Origin of the sequence: Necropsobacter rosorum, assembly GCF_964241405.1 — a bacterium.
Classification (GTDB): Bacteria; Pseudomonadota; Gammaproteobacteria; order Enterobacterales; family Pasteurellaceae; genus Necropsobacter; species Necropsobacter rosorum.
Map to the genome: position 1 here is coordinate 128,497 of NZ_CAXSXF010000004.1, position 18,864 is coordinate 147,360.

Here is an 18,864-nt window from a genome sequence, read left to right on the forward strand (position 1 = left end):
GTTGTTTAATGTAAATAACTGCGCCAAACGACTTTGATGCCTTCTACCATCATCTGGTATTCCACCCAATGTGCACCGTCATTGCCTTGAACGTAGGCAAGGGCCTGTCCGGTTTTTTCCAGTTTTTCGGTGATACTATTGGTATCGACCCGTACACGGGGTTTGATTTTGTCAAAGTCAATGCTTGCCACATGCAAGCCCATTTTGTTGAGGGTATAAACGCATTTTTGCGTTTGTGATAAATAGCCCAGTGCAATTTTGTTGCAACCGCCAAACACAGGGTGGGGTTGTGTGGCTAAAGTGCGGTTGATTTTTCGGGCGTTTCCCATTAATTTGCTCCTTTCATTTGTGCTTGAGCCTGTAAAATCAGGTCTAGGGTGATCACTGTGCTTTGTCCTTTGGCTGTCATCCCTGCAAGGCGTAAATACTGGGTTAAAGCGCGTAAGCCACCTGCACGGCCTCCGATGTCGTAAAGCGCCGTCATTAAATCTTTGTCAGCAGTATCCAAGCCCCAAGCCTGTGCAATGGCTTTAATATCGCCACGTGTCGAGGCTTTTACGCCGCAATTGTTGCCAATGCGAGACCATAACCGGGCGTATTCATGGGCTTGGTTCACGCCGCCCTGAATGCGGGTGTACACTTTGTCGTTGCCGATCAGCGCAAAGCCGGTTTCGGTCTCTTCTTGTATGATTCGGATCTCTTCAAGCGCGTCATAAGGCAAGTGGTCGCTTTCGTCGATAATCACTAAGCCTTGCGTACCTTTAAGTTTCTTGGTGATCATGCGTGATAAGCGGTCTTTGCGACGAGGTGCATCGTTAACGTCGAGTTCTAACGCCAGTTCATACAAAATATTGCTTAATGTCGCTCTGCTTGGGCTTGCCGTAATCATCCACACGTTGTGGTTGTTCTTCGCATACTCTTGGCAGGCTTTGGTTTTGCCTACGCCGCTTGCGCCGTAAACGGTGACCATGGTCGGCAGGATTTTTGCCATATCAAGCGAGGCAAACACCTTTTTCGCAGTCGGAATTTCAATAAAGTGCGGTGCTTCCACAAACACTTGTTCTTTCTTTTTGCGCGTGTCAAGCCAGTTGGCAAGCGCGCTTTCAATGTTGTCGATATTGCCTTTGTAAACGCCTTTTAAGTAGGTGCTCAACGCACCGGCGGAAATGCCGCTTTGCTGGGCAATATCGCGTTGGGTGAAAATTTGTTGTTCTAAAAGTGGTTTAATTTGGTCAATGAGTGTCATAATATTGTCCTTGTTTTCTTTTAAGGGTAGGTTTATATCTATGTCTAATTTCTCTTCATTCCTGAACATTGAACAAGATGAATTTGAAACACTAATCAACAAGTCAGCAAAACAATCATCCGCTCTATTTGAAGGACTTAATCCTAAAATCATGAAACGTTTATATCGCTTTTTATTTTTAAGCTGCTCAACCTCTATTCATCAGTTAGAAATAGATTGGCATCACTATCGCGGAACATTCATGAGCATTAAATCTGAACAAGAGCGAAACGATTACCTTAAGCAGCTATCAAAACATTTTGGCTTTAGGGGAGAGTTAATGATTTCCCTTTTACTCTATCTACAATGGCGTTTCGTAATGCGGCTTGATATTCTTGAAGAGTGCCTTTCATTGACAGACAACTTGATTCGAGATGAACAAGCTCTTCAGCCAATTCCCACTTTCTTGCTAGCGTTGACAAACATTCAGCGTGCCATTGATTTTCAGTTGCCCGACTGGCTTCCTGAGTTTGATGACCCCGCATTTTTTTCATCTTCTCTAAACCGATAAAAAAACGTGCTTGAAATTCATCATCAAAAGGGGAATCATCGGTTTGAATGGTTTTTATGTTTTCAGTTAACATAGTTTTATCCTCACTTAGCTCGGCTTTAAACCCGTTTTAAAGCCCTTTTTCTTTTTTAGCCATGGTTAAATAATTATTGATGCCTTGTTGGAACGGTGAGACTTGTTCATCCTCTTCCAATACGACTTCACGCTTGCGCAGGGTGCTGCCTTCTTGGTGGATCACTTCCCACATTTGCGGTTCGCTTGGGGTGTCGTCAAATTCCACTTCCGGCAAGTATTGCGCCGCTTGTTGCGCCGCCATTTCCTGTGCGGCAAGGGCGGCTTTTTTGGTGTGGCGCACAAATTCGCGTTCTTTACGCGAGTGGTCTTGGGCGGCATTGGTGTCGCCGAAGCCCGCCCGTTGTGTACAGGTCGCTTCCGCTAAATACGCACCGTCTAAGCTATACACCCACACTTTGTCGTGTAAGTTGTTCGGGTCAAACCGCACTACCACGTGTTTATGCGGCGTGCCGATTAAATCGTAGGCTTCGTAGCGGTTTTGCAGGCCGTTCACCTTGCCGCCCGCCTTCAATTCAAAGGTGCCGTTGGCTTTCAAGGTCACTTCTTCATGCAATGTCAGCAGATAACGCAATTGTTCCGGCGTGGCGATGCGTTTTTCCACTAAGGCGAAATCCCGCTCGAAGGCTTCGTTGAAACTTAATTTCCCTTGGCAGATTTCCGTTTCGCGGTTGATGCGCTCGTTAAACATCTGAATGCCTTCTTCCAGCGCCAAGATAAAATCCGCATAGGCGGCGCCCGCTTTATTGCCTTGGTAGTTGTCCGGCTTATCTAACGGGTTGTCGCCGGCGTGGAACCCGGCAAGGCTCGGGTGTTTGTCCACCAGCTCGCCCAAACCGCCGTGCGAAAACGCCCGTTCAATCGGCTTGGCCTGCCCGCGTCCGCGCCCGTAGCGCACCGTCGTCCAGTGCAGTTCGATACCCAAGGCAGGGATAATCCCTTGCACTTCGTCTTCGCGCACTTTAAAGCGGTAACGGTTTTTCACCCCGCCCGTCATTTTCTTGTTGGCGGCCGCTTTGGTGTTGTCAATGGTGAGGTGTTTCGGTATGCCGTATTTGCCCACCACATCCAACAGCGCCAGGCGGATCATGTTGGTGTTTTCCGTTTCATCGCAGCGGTAGGCAAGCACCTTGCGCGTGCGCACGTCCTGCCACAGCCAGGTTTTCGGACGGATAATGTGGCCGTTGTGCCATTCCACCCACACGTTGTGTTTGTAACCGTCGCCGTTCACCCATTCCATGGCGTCTATATCCGCCACGGTGCGAACCAATGCCGGGAAATAGCGGCTCATGGCGTATTCCCCTTCGCGCAAGTACACTTGGTGGGTTTTCGGGATTTCCCGTTCAATCTTGCGTTTAATACTTGACGGGCTTGGAATGTCCCACCCGTTCGCCTTGGCGGCGCGTTTCAACCGTTCGTAACAACTGCCGAATTGCGGGCGTTCGTTGCGGAAATAATCCGCTTTGAAAAATGCCCAGGCTTCTTCACTGAAGGCGGCTTCGCGGCTTTTGCTGTTACTGCCTTGCTCGCTCATCAACAGCGGCAACCACAGGCTGCGGTCGGCGTTTTTAATGTGATACCACCAGCGTTTTAATGATCCGACAGAAAGCGGTTTTTCCCCTTTTTCGGCACATTCGCGGTTATACTTACCGCACACCAGTTCAAAAGCGTCCAGCAGTTTCACGCCGGCATTCACCAATTCCGCCACGGCAAACATGGTACCCAGTTTCAACTTCGCCGCATTCTGCGCCTTGGCGGTGCCTTGTTCGTACTGCGCCCAAAGCAACTGCGCTTCGACCGGGGCTTTCGCCGGTGCGGGCGGGGTGGCTAAGGCGGGGAGTGTGTTGGCGGCGGTTTTACTCTGAATAACAACAATTTCAGCCTGAATTTGTTGCGGAAGATAATTCACATCATATTCAAAGGCTTTTGTACCCTGTCTTTTTCGTCTTGCCTGCGGATGTTGAATAAACAATTTATCTAAAAATTTTCTACATCCCCGTTCCGTATTTGGAGCACTCGGGCAATCAACTACTTCAGAAACTGTAACCCACGTTTTCATATATTCTCCAATTAACGGTTGGCATACCGAGAAGGCCAAATAATTTCAGGAGTTACACCGATTGCAGTTGCAATAATTCGTTCTCCTTTTGGATAACGGCGCTCTAAAGCATTATTTAATGTTCTAGAATTAAGTCCGGATTGACGTGATAACGCCGCCAGGGTTGTTCCTTTTTTCTTTAAAGCATAGATAATATCTATCCTTTCCCAATCATTAATCATTGCATTTGTTCCTTTTTCTGTTAAATTAAAAGGGTATTACAACGAATAACACTGCCGTGTTATTCAATGTAATATTATTATTGATCATAAAAAGGAACAGGTCAACATTTTTTGTTCCTTTTTATAAATTTCTTTATAGAAGGTAAAAACAATGGAAACCCTTGTGAACTCTAAAAAGGAACAAAAAGAACCTAAAAGCGGTCAAGTTCCTTTTCTATCATCAGGAAAAGGATCTTCTTTTAGTGAACGGTTGAGGGAATTGATCGGAAATAAGAGCGGTAGAGCATTTGCAAAAGAAGCTGGAATTTCTTATAGCACTCTGCATAACTATCTAACGGATACGAGCCTACCAACACTAGATAATTTAATCGCATTGGCAAACTATGCAGACGTAAGTGTGCAATGGCTGGCTACAGGGCAAGGAGATCCTAAATCTACAAAGGCAAATCAAGATATTAGTGGTGTGACAATGGTTAATAGCTTTTCTTCTATTAATGTTTCGGCAGGTTATGGCAGCTTTAATGAGGGCGTGACACAGCCCGACGGACAGGTGCCGTATTCGGCTGAACTGTTACATAAACTCGGCGTAAAACCGCGCCACGGCGCCGTTTTCTGGGCGGACGGTGTTTCAATGCGCCCGACCATTGACGACGGCGATCAGATGTTGGTGGATTTATCAAAGAAAGAGATTAAAGGCGATAAAATTTACTTGGTGCAAAACGGCGCCAGCGTGTGGGTGAAACGCCTAAAAATCAACTGGGACGGGCTGGAACTGATTTCAGATAACAAAGATGAATACCCGCCAATCCGCTTAACGCAAGCCGAGGCGGAAGATTTACAGGTTATCGGGCAAGTGGTGCACATCGGCAAAAATCTCACTTAAACCGGATTTAAACAAAATTTAAAGCCGCGTTTAAATTTCTCATTTCAAGTGGTTATTTCGCCATTTTCCGCCAAACCCCAAAATTTTTCCCATTTCATTATTCTTCTTTTTCTCAACAAATAAAAAAGGGGCTGACACTCTGCCAACCCCCGTTTTATCTGGTTCCTGCCAACATATTCCCGCTTATTTCAACCAAATCCCTATTTCTTTTTGTTTTTCTCATCTTTAGTGGTTGGATACATAAAACAAAAGGCAAAATTCGTGCCTGGGGTGTATCAAATTTTGATTTGGAAGACATGAAAGAATTACTTGGTAAATCCAATGGTAAAAATTGCCAGGTAAATCAAGTGCTTTTTCATTTAGGCTCCCGTGGTATTGAATATGCTCTAAAACCCTGGCAGGACAAACATACTATTCCAACTATGGCATACTGTCCACTTGCTCAGGCAGGAACGTTACAACGAAACCTTCTCAGCCATGTGGAAATCAATGCGATTGCGGATGAACTCCAGTGCACCGCACACCAGGTATTATTGTTATTTGTATTAGCCCAACCCAATATGATTGCGATACCTAAGGCAGGCCAAATACAACATATAAAAGATAATATCGCATGTCTATCAATGAATTTAACTAAAGATCAACTTGCTCGTTTAAATAAAGCCTTTCCGCCCCCAACTTCTCGAGTGCATTTAGATATTGTTTAGCGATAAAAGTGCGGTCTTTATTTCTTCAATTTATTGATTTGGGCGCACTTAATTTATATGACGTTTAATCAGCATAATGAACAATATTTTCCCATATTACCTTGTAAAAATTAGGCATTCTTCCAATGTTTTCAGATATTTTTTTAATTACATTTAAGTAAATTGTATTAATTTATATTGTTAAGAAATGGAGAGTTTTCTATGATATCGCAACAAAAACCACTTTACATTAAAGTACATCCGGCGGACAACGTTGCCATCATTGTTAACAGCAACGGTTTACCAGAGGGAACACAATTTGATGACGGATTAATCTCAATTGAACATATCCCTCAAGGTCATAAGATCGCTCTTATGAATATTCCCAAAAACGGGGAAATCATACGTTATGGTGAAGTAATTGGTTATGCTGTTAAAGATATCTTGCAAGGAGCTTGGATTGATGAATCACTGGTGACTTTACCTAAAGCGCCACCACTCGAAACGCTTCCAGTAGCAACACGTCAAGCCCCTAAATTAGAGCCTTTAAATGGTTATACCTTTGAAGGCTATCGTAATAAAGATGGCAGTGTAGGTACCAAAAATATGTTTGGAATCACTACGAGCGTGCATTGTGTAGCAGGTGTAGTAGATTATGTGGTGAATATTATTGAAAAAGAATTGCTACCCGACTATCCCAATGTTGACGGGGTTGTTGGTTTAAATCACTTATATGGCTGTGGCGTTGCGATTAATGCACCAGCCGCTATTGTGCCGATTCGCACTATTCATAATATCGCCCTAAATCCTAATTTTGGCGGTGAAATTATGATAATCGGATTAGGTTGTGAAAAATTACAACCGCAGCGTTTATTAGAAGGTACTGTTGACACCTATCCAATCAAACTCAAAGAAACCAGCATTACAAGCTTACAAGACGAACAATATGTCGGTTTTGAAGCAATGGTTAACGAAATACTAAAAACAGCTAAACAACATTTAGAAAAACTCAACCAACGCAAACGCGAAACTTGCCCTGTATCAGATTTAGTAGTCGGAGCTCAATGCGGTGGTTCAGATGCTTTCTCCGGTGTAACAGCAAACCCGGCTGTCGGCTTTGCGGCAGACCTGCTTGTACGTGCCGGGGCTACGTTCATGTTCTCTGAAGTAACGGAAGTCCGTGATGCCATACATTTACTTACTCCACGCGCTGAAACCATTGAAGTTGGAAAGAGATTGTTAGAAGAAATGAAATGGTATGACGATTATCTTGATATGGGTAAAACAGATCGTAGTGCCAACCCCTCTCCGGGCAATAAAAAAGGCGGTTTGGCAAATGTAGTAGAAAAAGCGCTAGGCTCTATCGCAAAATCAGGTTCAAGCAATATTGTAGAAGTGCTGTCACCCGGTCAGCGTCCGACGAAAAAAGGCTTAATTTACGCTGCGACACCTGCAAGTGACTTTATTTGCGGCACACAACAATTAGCTTCAGGTATCACGGTACAATTATTCACCACAGGTCGAGGAACCCCCTATGGTTTAAAAGCCGTACCTGTTATCAAACTTGCAACGCGTACAGACTTAGCAAACCGTTGGTTTGACCTAATGGATATTGACACCGGAACAATCGCAACAGGAAAAGAAACCATTGAGCAGGTAGGTTGGCGTATTTTCCACGAAATTATTGAAGTAGCAAGCGGACGCAAACAAACCTGGTCGGATAAATGGGGATTATATAATCAATTATCTGTTTTCAACCCTGCACCAGTGACCTGATATTTGCAATAAAACTATCAATAGAAACGAATAAAAGCGAGTTAACATTGATTCCAATAGTTCAACTCGCTTTAATAAAATTAATAAAAATATTCTGGACTTCACTTTTCTTAAGCATATTCGGTGTCATTCAATCTCTCATTACCTATTATCATTTCCCGTAAAATCAACTAACTTTTCCAACCCAAAATGCCGATAAGTTCTCGCGGTGGCGATGCGGCCGCGGGGGGTGCGTTGTAGGAAGCCCTGTTGGATTAAATAAGGTTCTAAGACATCTTCGATGGTATCACGTTCTTCGCCGATGGCGGCGGCCAGGTTATCCAGCCCGACCGGGCCGCCGTCGAAGCGTTCGATAATGGCATTGAGCAGCTTGCGATCCATAAAATCGAAGCCGGCGGGATCCACATCCAGCATAGATAAGGCGGATTGTGCGATGAGTGCGGAAATCACGCCGCCGTTTTTGACATCGGCATAATCACGCACCCGGCGCAGTAAGCGATTGGCGATTCGCGGCGTGCCGCGTGAACGGCAGGCGATTTCCTGTGCGGCGCCGAGCTCAAGGGTTAAATTGAGACATCCCGCACTGCGGCTGACAATCGCGGTTAAGTCTTCCACCGAGTAAAATTCCAGACGCTGTACAATACCGAAACGATCCCGCAGCGGTGATGTTAACGAGCCTGCGCGCGTGGTGGCGCCGATCAGGGTGAAGGGGGGTAAATCCAGCTTGATCGAGCGGGCGGCCGGGCCTTCGCCGATCATAATATCCAGCTGATAATCTTCCATCGCCGGGTACAGCACTTCTTCGATTGCCGGCGATAAACGATGAATTTCATCAATAAACAGCACATCGTGCGGTTCGAGATTGGTCAACATCGCCGCCAGATCGCCGGCTTTTTCCAGCACAGGCCCCGATGTAGTGCGGATATTCACTCCCATTTCATTGGCAACAATATTCGCCAACGTGGTTTTTCCCAGTCCCGGCGGGCCGAAAATCAGCAAGTGATCCAACGCATCCTGACGCAGTTTCGCCGCCTGAATAAAAATCGCCATCTGCTCACAAACCTGCGGCTGTCCCACATAATCGGTCAACAGTTTAGGGCGAATCGCACGATCAATATATTCTTCGTCCGTCTTTGCCGTCGCGCTGATAATTCTGTCTGCTTCAATCATAGTTATCTGTCTGTTACAACGCGGCTTTTAATGCCTCGCGGATTAATTGTTCGCTGTTCAACTCCGGTTTGGCGATTTTGTTCACCATTTTTTCCGCATCGTTTTGTTTATAACCCAAGGCGATCAAGGCGGCAACCGCGTCATCTACTTGTATATCGGACGCCGAGGCGTTTTTCGGCGCACTCGGCAGACGGCTGCTCTGCACAAAGAAATCCGCCTGCTGCATGCCGTTGAATTTGCCTTTTAATTCCACCAGCAACCGCTCCGCCGTTTTTTTACCCACGCCCGGAATTTTGGTCAGCCGGGATAACTCTTCCCGCTCAATCGCATAAGCGAATTCCGTGACGGACATCGCAGACAGGATGGCTAACGCCAGTTTCGGGCCGACGCCGTTGGTTTTAATCAGTTCGCGGAATAAAGTGCGGTCGTTTTTATGCGAGAATCCGAATAATAAATGGGCGTCTTCACGCACGGTTAAATGGGTAAATAATGTGACTTGCTGCCCGATTTCCGGCAGATTATAAAAACTGGTCATCGGCAGCAATAATTCATAGCCGACCCCTTGCACATCCAACAGAATTTCCGGCGGTTGCTTTTCAATCAGCAATCCTTTTAAACGACCGATCATAATGTGATTTACCTTCGATAAAAATTTTGCATAGCATAAAATAAAACTGGATAAATATCCAGTTTTTTAACGTCAGATTTTAAGCCGAAAGCGCCCGCGGCTGTAACGCGTGCCTAAAAGTGCGGTCAGTTTTTCCTGCGTTTCTGAGCTTTTCACGCTGTCCGCCACCCGCAGCGAATGCGGCATGCTGTGCGCATGGGTAATCGCAATGGCTAAGGCATCCGCCGCATCCGCCTGCGGCGTATCGGATAATTTCAGGATGCGGGTCACCATATCCTGCACCTGCGTTTTATCCGCCGATCCGATGCCGACTACGGTCTGCTTCACCAGCCGCGCGGCATATTCAAACACCGGCAGATCATGATTCACCGCCGCCACAATCGCGGTGCCGCGCGCCTGTCCGAGCTTTAACGCCGAGCTGGCGTTTTTAGCTAAAAACACTTCTTCGATCGCAAACATATCCGGTTGAAACTGCGTGATGATTTCCGTCACGCCGGCATAAATGCGTTTCAGCCGGGTCGGCAAATCTTCCGCCAATGTGCGGATCGCCCCGCTGCCGAGATAGTCCAGCTGTCGCCCCTGCTGGCGAATCACGCCGTAGCCGGTTACGCGCGAGCCGGGATCGATACCTAAAATAACCGTCATAAACCTGCCGCAAAAAATAAGCGAGCTATTGCCCGCTTATGTTTGATTATTTAACCGATTTCGGGGTGGCGCAGTATTTTACCAGAATCTCATCGGATTCTTTACCGTCCACATACAACATGTTGCCGTTGACTTTATCCACGTTATCCAGCGTAAAGTTATCGGCGACCCAAACAAATTTATCCGCGCTGATAAATCTTGCGCTCTCCTGATCGTTCGTATCACGCATAAAGCCGGAGGCCGACACATTCTGGCCTTTGAACACCACATCCGCCGCCACCGGTTCCTGACCTTCAAAACGATAGGTTACGATAACCGGCTCGTTACTGTCCGCACCGCAGGCGTATTCGACGGTTTTAGTCACGGTTTGTTGAGCGGGCTGCTCGGCTTTAGGCGCTTCTTGTACCTGCGCTTTCGGCGCGTCCTGAGGGGCTGCCGACGCCTGTTGCGGTTTGTCATCACAGCCGGCTAAGGCGACTGATAATCCGATTAATGCTAAAGATGAGATAAATTTCATTGGTTTCTCCTGAAAAATTCTGTCAATTAAAGCAATGCGGCGACTTCATCGCTGATTTCGCCGTTATGATAGACGTTCTGTACGTCATCGCAATCTTCCAGCATATCGATTAATCTTAATAATTTCGGTGCGGTTTCCGCATCCAGATCCACCGTCGTGGACGGGATCATGGTGACTTCCGCTTCCTGCACGTTAAAGCCCGCCGCTTCAATCGCATCACGCACGGCGCCTAATTCTTCCCACGCAGTATAAATTTCAAAACTGCCGTCTTCCTGTACCTGAATATCGTCGGCGCCGGCTTCGATAGCGGCTTCGGTCAATGCGTCTTCGTCACCGCTCGCAATTAAGATCAAGCCTTTTTTGCTGAACAAATAACCGACCGAACCTTCCGTGCCCAGATTGCCGCCGCATTTGGTAAAACTCGGACGCACCTGCGAAATGGTACGGTTGGCGTTATCACTTAGACACTCAACCATCACGGCAGTTCCGCCCGGGCCGTAACCTTCGTAAATTTTGGTTTCCATATTGGTGTCATCGCCGCCGCCGACACCGCGATCAATGGCGCGGTTAATGGTGTCGCGCGTCATGTTGCTGGCCAGCGCTTTATCAATCGCCGCACGCAAACGCGGATTTGATCCGGCATCGCCGCCGCCGATTTTGGCAGCGGTAACCAACTCACGGATTAATTTGGTGAAAATTTTACCGCGCTGTGCATCCTGTGCCGCTTTGCGGTGTTTAATATTGGCCCACTTACTATGTCCTGCCATGTTATTTTCCTTTTACGTTGCTGCGGTTTCGTCGCTTTGCCTCCGCAAACGACAAACCTTATTATCGTCGTTAAAGTGCGGTGAAAAAACCGATAAATTTTCAACCGCACTTTTATCTATTAAATATGTTCTAATCGCCTGTGCATTATTCGGGGATTTCGTCAACGCCGCCGCCTGTCGGGCGTCCAGCCATTGATAAGCTAAATGCTCGCTTAAGCGCGGTTCGCATTCCTGCGGCAGCGCCAATAAAAACGGATATTCCGTGCAATGTGTGACATGCGGCGCGTATTTATACCGAAAATGCGGAAAAATTTCAAATTTTATACGCGCGTTGCAATTGATGAGGCTTAGGTGTTGCGCCGCAATATCAATTCCCGTTTCTTCTTTCACTTCCCGCACCGCCGCCTGATAGGGCGACTCGCCACTCTCCAGCGAGCCGGTCACCGATTGCCAGAAGCTCGGATCGTCCCGGCGCTGCAACATTAACACCCGCCCGCTGTTTTGCGCGTAGATCACGGCAAGAATGGAATGAGGATTTTTATATTTCATCAGCGCTATCCGATTCGGGCATCACCGCCCCGCCCTGTTGCTACCCGACCGACAACGCATTACCTTTGCCAACAGCCTGTTTGCAAACGGATATGCGTTGCGCCGTCGGATAAACGGTAAAGGGCGCCGGTTAATCCGCCCGGTCGTTTAAGATTATTCGCTTTTTGCCACTGCGATCCCCAGTTCCGCCAATGCCTGCGGATTTGCAACGCTCGGCGCTTCCGTCATCAAACAGGCGGCGGCCGTGGTTTTCGGGAATGCGATCACATCGCGGATATTGTCCGTGCCGGTCAGCAGCATCACCAAGCGATCCAACCCGAAAGCCAGCCCCGCATGCGGCGGTGTGCCGAATTTGAGGGCATCCAGCAGAAAGCCGAATTTTTCACGCTGTTGCTGTTCGTCAATCCCCAGAATGCGGAACACGGTTTGCTGCATCGCCGGATCAAAAATCCGCACCGAACCGCCGCCCACTTCATAACCGTTGATCACCATATCATAGGCATTGGCCACCGCACCGGTCGGATCCGCTTCCAGCTGCTGCGGGCTAAAGGCTTTCGGCGAGGTGAACGGATGGTGCATCGCGGCAAGATTGCCCTCGTCATCGCGTTCAAACATCGGGAAGTCAATCACCCACAGCGGCTGCCATTCATCCAGACGGGTCAAGCCTAAATCACGGCCTAATTTCAAACGCAGCGCGCCCATCGCATCGGTCGCCACTTGCCATTTATCCGCGCCGAAGAACAATATATCGCCGCTTTGCGCCGAAGTGCGGTCTAAAATCGCTTTAATTTTTTCTTCGTTTAAGAATTTGGCAATCGGGCTTTGTATGCCGGCCAGACCGGCGCCCGCCTCGTTGACTTTCAGCCACGCCAGACCTTTGGCGCCGTAAATCCCGACAAATTGGGTATATTCGTCGATTTGTTTGCGTGTGATACTCGCCCCGTTCGGTACGCGGATAGCCGTCACGCGTCCGTTCGGATCCTGCGCCGGGCCGCTGAACACCTTGAAATCCACGTCGTTGACGATATCCGCCACATCCACCATTTCCAGCGGATTGCGCAGATCCGGCTTGTCCGAACCAAAACGCCGCATGGCTTCCTGCCAGGTCATCACCGGAAATTCGCCCAAATCCACGCCCAGAATATCCTGCCATAAGCCGTGGATCATCCGTTCCATGATCGCGCGCACTTCCGGCGCGGTTAAAAATGAGGTTTCCACATCGATTTGAGTAAATTCCGGCTGGCGGTCGGCGCGTAAATCTTCATCGCGGAAACATTTCACAATCTGATAATAGCGATCGAAACCGGACATCATCAGCAGCTGTTTAAACAATTGCGGCGATTGCGGCAAGGCATAGAATTTGCCCTTATGCACCCGACTCGGCACCAGATAATCGCGCGCGCCTTCCGGCGTGGCTTTGGTCAGCATCGGGGTTTCGATATCCAAAAAGCCGTTGGCATCCATAAAACGGCGCACAAACGCGGTAATCTTGGCGCGGGCTTTCAAACGCTGCGCCATTTCCGGACGGCGTAAATCCAGATAACGGTATTTCAGGCGCTGTTCTTCGGTATTATTCTGATTGAAATCCAGCGGCAGCGCCTCGGCGGCGTTATACACGGTCAGCGCTTTGGCCAGCACTTCCACCTCGCCGGTCGCCATATTTCGGTTGATTTGATTCGCCGGACGGGCGATCACCTCGCCGCTAATCTGAATACAAAACTCATTACGCAACGCACCGGCGGCATTCAGCGCGTCCGGGAAAGCCGGGTCAAAACAGACCTGCACAATGCCTTCGCGATCGCGCATATCAATAAAAATCAACCCGCCCAAATCGCGCCGTTTATGCACCCAGCCGCTTAAGGTCACGGCCTGCCCGATGTGTTCGCGGTTTAACGCACCGCAATAATGAGTTCGCATCATAGAATATTCCTTGAATAAAATGAGAGAAATTAACCGCCAGATTATAGCGAAAATCGGGTTAAAAAACACGATTTGTTTTCACCGCACTTTTCAGGCGTCCGTAATCGTTTTCTGCTCCGACCAATCCGTTTCGCATTGGATAAAAACACAATCACTGCTAACATTATTCGCGCTAAAAATTAATAATGCAAGGATATTTAATGTTAACTATCAATATGTTATTTGTAGCCATTTTGGCTATTCGGTTTTATTCGCTATCCATTTCCATCAAAAATGAAAAAAATCTCATCAAAAACGGCGCGCAGCAATACGGCAAGCGCAATTCCGCCCTGCTTTCCGCCGCCCACATCGTCTTTTATTTTGCGGCGATTATTGAGGCCAACCGCAATCAAATCGGCTTTGACGCCCTGTCTCAGCTCGGTCTGTTGCTGCTTATTTTCGCTTTTATCGCGCTGTTTTATGTGATCCGCCAGCTGAAGGAAATCTGGACGGTAAAAATCTATATTCTGCCCAATCATCGGATCAATCGCTCCTTTCTGTTTCGCTATGTGCGTCATCCCAATTATTTTTTAAATATTATTCCCGAATTAATCGGTCTGGCGCTGCTCTGCCATGCCAAATATACCGCGCTGTTCGGCCTGCCGCTTTACGGGGTGATCTTGTTTATCCGCATACGGCAGGAACAGCGCGCGATGGCGCATTTAGGCTGAAAATTTATTTGTCGGGCGGCAAAACTTCTTCTAAAATGACCGCACTTTTTCCCTGAATGATAGAACATCATGCCAAAAGATACGCTATTTTCGACCCCGATTGAAAAGCTGGGCGATTTTACTTTTGATGAAAACGTGGCGGAAGTGTTTCCCGACATGATCCAGCGCTCGGTACCCGGCTATGCCAATATTATCACCGCGATCGGCATGCTGGCCGCACGTTTCGTCACGCCGAACAGCCAAGTGTACGACTTGGGTTGCTCGCGGGGCGCGGCGACCCTTTCCGCCCGGCGCAATATTAAATACGCGAACGTCAACATTATCGGCGTGGATAATTCCCGCCCCATGGTGGAACGCGCCCGCCAGCATATCAACGCCTATCACAGCGATATTCCGGTGGAGATTTTGTGCGATGACATTCGCCGTATCCGCATTGAAAACGCCTCCATGGTGATTTTAAATTTCACCTTACAGTTTCTGCCGCCGGAAGACCGCCTGACGTTGCTGCAAAACATTTATCACGGGCTGAATCCGCAAGGCGTGCTGGTGCTGTCGGAAAAATTCCGTTTCGAGGACGACCGGATCAACGATCTGTTGATCGATCTGCATCATCAGTTCAAACGCGCTAACGGCTACAGCGAACTGGAAGTCAGCCAGAAACGCACCGCACTGGAAAACGTCATGCGCACCGACAGTATCGAACAGCATAAAGTGCGGTTAAAATCGGTGGGATTTTCTCACACCGAACTGTGGTTTCAGTGTTTTAATTTCGGTTCGATGATCGCTGTGAAATAACGCCGCCAGCGATTTGCCGCTGATTGAGCGCCCGTTTTGCCGCAATTAATGATTTTTTACCCCGGTTATGGCATAATCTCAGCGTTTTATTACTCTTTAAACGTATTAACGCGGAGGAAATGATGCGAATTTTACATACCATGTTACGCGTGGGCGATTTACAACGCGCAATCAACTTTTATCGTGACGTGCTGGGCATGCGCCTGCTGCGCACCAGCGAAAACCCCGAATACCGCTATTCACTGGCGTTTTTAGGCTATGGCGATGAGGAAACCTCCGCCGTGATCGAGCTGACCTATAACTGGGGCGTGAGCGAATACGAACTCGGTACGGCGTTCGGCCATATCGCTATCGGCGTGGACGATATTTATGCCACCTGTACAGCGGTGAAAGCCGCCGGCGGAAAAGTCACCCGCGAACCCGGCCCGGTTAAAGGCGGTTCTACCGTAATCGCTTTCGTCGAAGATCCGGACGGCTATAAAATCGAATTTATCGAAAATAAAAGCGCTCAGGCAGGATTAGGCAACTGATTTTACTGTTCACTGCGCAGGCGGGCTGAGCTTACCGCCTGCCGGCTATGATTTACGGGCGGAAATTTTCAATCCGCCTTAATATTTTTTATCCCACGCATTCGGAATTTATTATGACAACCACTCCCCCCGCCGAACCGACCAATTATAATCTGCTTAAAAATCGTTTCCGCGGCTACTTTCCCGTAATTATTGATGTGGAAACCGCCGGGTTCAATGCACGTACCGACGCGCTGCTGGAACTGGCGGCCATTACGCTGAAAATGGACGAAAACGGCCTATTGGCGCCCGATCAACAATGTCATTTCCATATTCAGCCGTTTGAAGGCGCCAACATTAATCCCGATTCCTTAAAATTCAACGGCATCGATATCGATAACCCCTTGCGCGGTGCGGTTTCGGAACATCTCGCCCTCGGCGAACTGTTTAAAATGGTGCGCCGCGCACAAAAAGACGCCGACTGCCAGCGTTCGATTATTGTGGCGCACAACGCGGCGTTCGATCAGGGCTTTCTGATGGCGGCGGCGGAACGTACGGGCATTAAGCGTAATCCTTTTCATCCGTTCGGCATGTTCGATACGGCGACCTTAAGCGGGCTGATGTTCGGGCAGACGGTGCTGGTTAAAGCCTGTCAGGCGGCGAAAATCCCCTTCGACAACAAACAGGCGCATTCCGCCCTGTATGATACGCAACGCACCGCGGAGCTGTTCTGTTATATGGTCAATCATTTAAAAAATCTCGGCGGTTTTCCCCATATTGCTGAATAAAATCAAACTGATTGAGTAAAAGTGCGGTGAGATTTATAAAAGTAATAGACAAAACTTTTATTTTTAGTAAATTGAACCACACTTTTCTCTCATTCATTCCATAAGGACGATACCTCATGTTATTCACTAATCCTGTCGTGATTTCTATCATTGTCTTGCTCGCCTTAAGTCTGCTGCGCATTAACGTGGTCATCGCGTTGATTATCGCCGCCTTAACCGCGGGGCTTTGCAGTGATTTGAATATCAGCGAAACCATAAAAAGTTTTACCGGCGGACTGGGCGGCGGCGCGGAAGTCGCCATGAATTACGCCATTCTGGGCGCTTTTGCGGTGGCGATCTCAAAATCCGGGATCACCGATCTGTTGGCGTTTAATGTGATCAAACGGCTCGGCCGGACGCCGACAAGCCGTTCCATGGCGGGCTTCAAATATTTTATCCTTGCGGTACTGCTGTTATTCTCGATTTCCTCACAAAACCTGCTGCCGGTGCATATTGCGTTTATTCCGATTGTGATCCCACCGCTGCTGTCCATCTTCAACAAATTGAAAATCGACCGCCGCGCGGTAGCCTGCGTACTGACCTTCGGTTTAACCGCCACTTATATGCTGTTGCCGGTGGGATTCGGGAAAATCTTTATTGAAAGCGTGCTGGTCAAAAATATCAATCAGGTGGGCGCGCCGCTGGGTTTGCAAACCTCGGTGGGCGAAGTTTCGCTGGCGATGACAATTCCGGTGATCGGAATGGTGCTGGGCTTATTAACCGCAGTATTCATCAGCTACCGCAAACCGCGCGAGTACGCCGCATCGCATCAAACGCTGACCACCGCCGAGATTGAACGGCATATCGCCAGCATCAAACCCTTTCATGTCACCGCCAGTCTGGTGGCGATTATTATCACCTTCGGGTTGCAGCTGATCACCAGTTCCACCATTATCGGCGGTTTGGCCGGTTTAATTATTTTCGCCCTGTGCGGTATTTTTAAATTAAAAGAAAGCAACGATATTTTCCAGCAGGGCCTGCGTCTGATGGCGATGATCGGTTTCGTGATGATCGCCGCCTCCGGTTTCGCTGCGGTGATTAACGCCACCGGCGGCGTCAATGTGTTGGTCGATACCTTCAGTCAGGGGCTGGGCGCCAATAATAAAGGATTGGCCGCTTTTTTAATGTTGCTGGTGGGGCTGTTCATTACCATGGGGATCGGCTCCTCATTTTCCACCGTACCGATTATTACCTCGATTTATGTGCCGCTGTGTTTATCGCTCGGCTTCTCGCCGTTGGCCACGGTGTCTATCGTCGGTGTGGCGGCGGCCTTGGGCGATGCGGGTTCGCCGGCGTCCGATTCGACGTTGGGGCCGACATCCGGGTTAAATATGGACGGTAAACATGATCACATCTGGGATTCCGTGGTGCCGACCTTTATCCATTACAATATTCCGCTGCTGGTTTTCGGCTGGATTGCGGCGATGTATCTTTAATCTTATACGGGCGTCACAACGGCGCCCGATTTATTAGGCTATGACAAAATCCGAACTTATCCGGCGTCTGCGACACACATTGACGCGGTTTTATGCTCAATATCATTTCGCGGAAGAGCGCAAAATCTTTGCCAAATTCGACCGCACTTTATTCAGTGAAGATTTTCAGTCTTTCGGTTTTTATGTACGGGAGCTGGAGCACACGCTGGCCAGCTTAGAAAAACTGCAAGGCAACGATGCGGCGCAATATCGGTTTTACAGTCACAAACTGCTGGCGCAATGCAATGCGCTTGCCGATGCGCTGACCCCCACATCCCGCCATCCAGCGACAATCGCAGAAACCAGCGCCTCCGCGCGGGAACGGCAAAAACAGCTAATCCACCAGCTGCCGCCGCGCGAACGACTGGAAAAATATTATGCCGCGCTACAGGCGCTGAACGAAAAACTTGAAAAACAGCACGCCGGCTATATGCGCACAACCGACCACAGTGCAAAACAATACTACTTACGGCAGACCGAAATCACCAAACAACGCCGTCTGCGCTGTCTGGAAGCGATTGAACTGCTGGAAGAGTATCTGGCGTTAAAACAAGACTGATTACCCGCAATCACAGCGAAACTGAATGAAAAAAGCCTGTCGGCTTATCCTGACAGGCTTTATTGAATTTGATGGCGGAGGAAGTGAGATTCGAACTCACGGAGGGCGTAAACCCTCGCCGGTTTTCAAGACCGGTGCCTTCAACCACTCGACCATTCCTCCGTGATTTAAGCGTGAGGAATAATACGTGCTTTACCCGGTTAAGTCAAGCGCGGAAAAACGCGTTTTGATTCAATTGCTTTTTTTTGCAACAACTTTTCAGCGCCGGAAAACGCGCATAAAAAATCCGAAAGCCAATCT

20 protein-coding genes, 1 tRNA gene and 1 pseudogene are annotated in these 18,864 nt (G+C 48.4%); 9 read left to right on the forward strand and 13 right to left on the reverse strand.

Features of this window, described 5'->3' with window-relative positions; translation table 11 throughout:
* Positions 1–5 precede the first annotated feature (5 nt).
* The 5 genes from ACESOH_RS08855 to ACESOH_RS08875 form a co-directional block, all read right to left on the reverse strand.
* Positions 6–329 (reverse strand): HI_1482 family protein, encoded by a 324-nt coding sequence (locus ACESOH_RS08855; RefSeq protein WP_373100822.1) that lies wholly within the window; start codon positions 327–329, stop codon positions 6–8.
* The gene (locus ACESOH_RS08860) at positions 329–1,246 is read right to left on the reverse strand and encodes an AAA family ATPase (protein ID WP_373100824.1); all 918 of its coding nucleotides are present in this window, start codon (positions 1,244–1,246) and stop codon (positions 329–331) included. The genes ACESOH_RS08855 and ACESOH_RS08860 overlap by 1 nt, the downstream gene beginning before the upstream one ends.
* Positions 1,247–1,551: 305 nt before the next feature.
* Positions 1,552–1,869, reverse strand: a complete 318-nt coding sequence (locus ACESOH_RS08865; RefSeq protein WP_032092028.1) for a hypothetical protein — start codon at positions 1,867–1,869, stop codon at positions 1,552–1,554.
* Positions 1,870–1,905: 36 nt separating this feature from the next.
* On the reverse strand, positions 1,906–3,927 hold the full coding sequence (locus ACESOH_RS08870; protein WP_373100826.1) for a transposase domain-containing protein: 2,022 nt from the start codon (positions 3,925–3,927) through the stop codon (positions 1,906–1,908).
* Positions 3,928–3,938: 11 nt separating this feature from the next.
* Entirely contained in the window at positions 3,939–4,148 is a 210-nt protein-coding gene (locus ACESOH_RS08875; RefSeq protein ID WP_373100828.1) for a helix-turn-helix domain-containing protein, read from the reverse strand.
* 151 nt (positions 4,149–4,299) lie between these two features.
* On the opposite strand from ACESOH_RS08875, the gene ACESOH_RS08880 reads away from it, so the two are divergent.
* The 3 genes from ACESOH_RS08880 (at position 4,300) to garD (ending at position 7,493) form a co-directional block, all read left to right on the forward strand.
* A complete protein-coding gene (locus tag ACESOH_RS08880) occupies positions 4,300–5,031 on the forward strand; it encodes an XRE family transcriptional regulator (protein ID WP_373100830.1) in 732 nt (243 codons plus the stop codon).
* Between the two features lie 236 nt (positions 5,032–5,267).
* Positions 5,268–5,738 carry an aldo/keto reductase gene (locus ACESOH_RS08885; protein ID WP_373100911.1) on the forward strand — a complete coding sequence of 157 codons (471 nt, stop codon included), beginning with the start codon at positions 5,268–5,270 and terminating at the stop codon, positions 5,736–5,738.
* A gap of 201 nt (positions 5,739–5,939) precedes the next feature.
* Positions 5,940–7,493, forward strand: coding sequence for a galactarate dehydratase (gene garD, locus ACESOH_RS08890; RefSeq protein ID WP_373100831.1), 1,554 nt, complete (start codon positions 5,940–5,942; stop codon positions 7,491–7,493).
* 141 nt (positions 7,494–7,634) lie between these two features.
* On the opposite strand, the gene ruvB is transcribed toward garD, so the two are convergent.
* From ruvB to aspS, 7 genes and pseudogenes are all read right to left on the reverse strand, one after another.
* Positions 7,635–8,663, reverse strand: a complete 1,029-nt coding sequence (gene ruvB, locus ACESOH_RS08895; RefSeq protein WP_373100833.1) for a Holliday junction branch migration DNA helicase RuvB — start codon at positions 8,661–8,663, stop codon at positions 7,635–7,637.
* A 13-nt stretch (positions 8,664–8,676) separates the two neighbouring features.
* Entirely contained in the window at positions 8,677–9,291 is a 615-nt protein-coding gene (gene ruvA / locus ACESOH_RS08900) for a Holliday junction branch migration protein RuvA (RefSeq protein ID WP_032093626.1), read from the reverse strand.
* A 72-nt stretch (positions 9,292–9,363) separates the two neighbouring features.
* Complete coding sequence (gene ruvC, locus ACESOH_RS08905) at positions 9,364–9,936, reverse strand: crossover junction endodeoxyribonuclease RuvC (RefSeq protein ID WP_032093625.1); 573 nt, start codon at positions 9,934–9,936, stop codon at positions 9,364–9,366.
* 46 nt (positions 9,937–9,982) lie between these two features.
* Positions 9,983–10,453 (reverse strand): ACP-like domain-containing protein, encoded by a 471-nt coding sequence (locus ACESOH_RS08910; protein ID WP_373100836.1) that lies wholly within the window; start codon positions 10,451–10,453, stop codon positions 9,983–9,985.
* Between the two features lie 26 nt (positions 10,454–10,479).
* Positions 10,480–11,220: a YebC/PmpR family DNA-binding transcriptional regulator gene (locus tag ACESOH_RS08915; protein ID WP_373100838.1), complete on the reverse strand. Its 741-nt coding sequence runs from the start codon at positions 11,218–11,220 to the stop codon at positions 10,480–10,482.
* A 120-nt stretch (positions 11,221–11,340) separates the two neighbouring features.
* Positions 11,341–11,769 (reverse strand): annotated as a pseudogene (nudB, locus tag ACESOH_RS08920) (dihydroneopterin triphosphate diphosphatase); the annotation flags it as partial.
* A gap of 153 nt (positions 11,770–11,922) precedes the next feature.
* Entirely contained in the window at positions 11,923–13,689 is a 1,767-nt protein-coding gene (gene aspS, locus ACESOH_RS08925; protein ID WP_373100839.1) for an aspartate--tRNA ligase, read from the reverse strand.
* A gap of 200 nt (positions 13,690–13,889) precedes the next feature.
* On the opposite strand from aspS, the gene ACESOH_RS08930 reads away from it, so the two are divergent.
* From ACESOH_RS08930 to priC, 6 genes are all read left to right on the forward strand, one after another.
* Entirely contained in the window at positions 13,890–14,399 is a 510-nt protein-coding gene (locus ACESOH_RS08930; RefSeq protein WP_373100841.1) for an isoprenylcysteine carboxyl methyltransferase family protein, read from the forward strand.
* A 69-nt stretch (positions 14,400–14,468) separates the two neighbouring features.
* Positions 14,469–15,194 (forward strand): carboxy-S-adenosyl-L-methionine synthase CmoA, encoded by a 726-nt coding sequence (gene cmoA / locus ACESOH_RS08935; protein ID WP_373100842.1) that lies wholly within the window; start codon positions 14,469–14,471, stop codon positions 15,192–15,194.
* A 122-nt stretch (positions 15,195–15,316) separates the two neighbouring features.
* On the forward strand, positions 15,317–15,724 hold the full coding sequence (gene gloA, locus ACESOH_RS08940) for a lactoylglutathione lyase (protein ID WP_032093620.1): 408 nt from the start codon (positions 15,317–15,319) through the stop codon (positions 15,722–15,724).
* Positions 15,725–15,837: 113 nt separating this feature from the next.
* Entirely contained in the window at positions 15,838–16,491 is a 654-nt protein-coding gene (gene rnt, locus ACESOH_RS08945) for a ribonuclease T (RefSeq protein WP_373100843.1), read from the forward strand.
* A 116-nt stretch (positions 16,492–16,607) separates the two neighbouring features.
* Entirely contained in the window at positions 16,608–17,966 is a 1,359-nt protein-coding gene (locus ACESOH_RS08950) for a Na+/H+ antiporter family protein (protein ID WP_032093619.1), read from the forward strand.
* Between the two features lie 40 nt (positions 17,967–18,006).
* Positions 18,007–18,564 carry a primosomal replication protein PriC gene (gene priC, locus ACESOH_RS08955; RefSeq protein ID WP_373100844.1) on the forward strand — a complete coding sequence of 186 codons (558 nt, stop codon included), beginning with the start codon at positions 18,007–18,009 and terminating at the stop codon, positions 18,562–18,564.
* Between the two features lie 72 nt (positions 18,565–18,636).
* On the opposite strand, the gene ACESOH_RS08960 is transcribed toward priC, so the two are convergent.
* Positions 18,637–18,726 (reverse strand) — tRNA-Ser (locus ACESOH_RS08960).
* Positions 18,727–18,864 lie beyond the last annotated feature (138 nt).

What these genes read in the sequence shown, in the direction of transcription:
- ACESOH_RS08855 (WP_373100822.1), bottom strand. Translation starts at nt 329, where the DNA reads ATGGGAAACGCCCGAAAAATCAACCGCACTTTAGCCACACAACCCCAC.
- ACESOH_RS08860 (WP_373100824.1), bottom strand. Translation starts at nt 1,246, where the DNA reads ATGACACTCATTGACCAAATTAAACCACTTTTAGAACAACAAATTTTC.
- ACESOH_RS08865 (WP_032092028.1), bottom strand. Translation starts at nt 1,869, where the DNA reads ATGTTAACTGAAAACATAAAAACCATTCAAACCGATGATTCCCCTTTT.
- ACESOH_RS08870 (WP_373100826.1), bottom strand. Translation starts at nt 3,927, where the DNA reads ATGAAAACGTGGGTTACAGTTTCTGAAGTAGTTGATTGCCCGAGTGCT.
- ACESOH_RS08875 (WP_373100828.1), bottom strand. Translation starts at nt 4,148, where the DNA reads ATGATTAATGATTGGGAAAGGATAGATATTATCTATGCTTTAAAGAAA.
- ACESOH_RS08880 (WP_373100830.1), top strand. Translation starts at nt 4,300, where the DNA reads ATGGAAACCCTTGTGAACTCTAAAAAGGAACAAAAAGAACCTAAAAGC.
- garD (WP_373100831.1), top strand. Translation starts at nt 5,940, where the DNA reads ATGATATCGCAACAAAAACCACTTTACATTAAAGTACATCCGGCGGAC.
- ruvB (WP_373100833.1), bottom strand. Translation starts at nt 8,663, where the DNA reads ATGATTGAAGCAGACAGAATTATCAGCGCGACGGCAAAGACGGACGAA.
- ruvA (WP_032093626.1), bottom strand. Translation starts at nt 9,291, where the DNA reads ATGATCGGTCGTTTAAAAGGATTGCTGATTGAAAAGCAACCGCCGGAA.
- ruvC (WP_032093625.1), bottom strand. Translation starts at nt 9,936, where the DNA reads ATGACGGTTATTTTAGGTATCGATCCCGGCTCGCGCGTAACCGGCTAC.
- ACESOH_RS08910 (WP_373100836.1), bottom strand. Translation starts at nt 10,453, where the DNA reads ATGAAATTTATCTCATCTTTAGCATTAATCGGATTATCAGTCGCCTTA.
- ACESOH_RS08915 (WP_373100838.1), bottom strand. Translation starts at nt 11,220, where the DNA reads ATGGCAGGACATAGTAAGTGGGCCAATATTAAACACCGCAAAGCGGCA.
- aspS (WP_373100839.1), bottom strand. Translation starts at nt 13,689, where the DNA reads ATGATGCGAACTCATTATTGCGGTGCGTTAAACCGCGAACACATCGGG.
- ACESOH_RS08930 (WP_373100841.1), top strand. Translation starts at nt 13,890, where the DNA reads ATGTTAACTATCAATATGTTATTTGTAGCCATTTTGGCTATTCGGTTT.
- cmoA (WP_373100842.1), top strand. Translation starts at nt 14,469, where the DNA reads ATGCCAAAAGATACGCTATTTTCGACCCCGATTGAAAAGCTGGGCGAT.
- gloA (WP_032093620.1), top strand. Translation starts at nt 15,317, where the DNA reads ATGCGAATTTTACATACCATGTTACGCGTGGGCGATTTACAACGCGCA.
- rnt (WP_373100843.1), top strand. Translation starts at nt 15,838, where the DNA reads ATGACAACCACTCCCCCCGCCGAACCGACCAATTATAATCTGCTTAAA.
- ACESOH_RS08950 (WP_032093619.1), top strand. Translation starts at nt 16,608, where the DNA reads ATGTTATTCACTAATCCTGTCGTGATTTCTATCATTGTCTTGCTCGCC.
- priC (WP_373100844.1), top strand. Translation starts at nt 18,007, where the DNA reads ATGACAAAATCCGAACTTATCCGGCGTCTGCGACACACATTGACGCGG.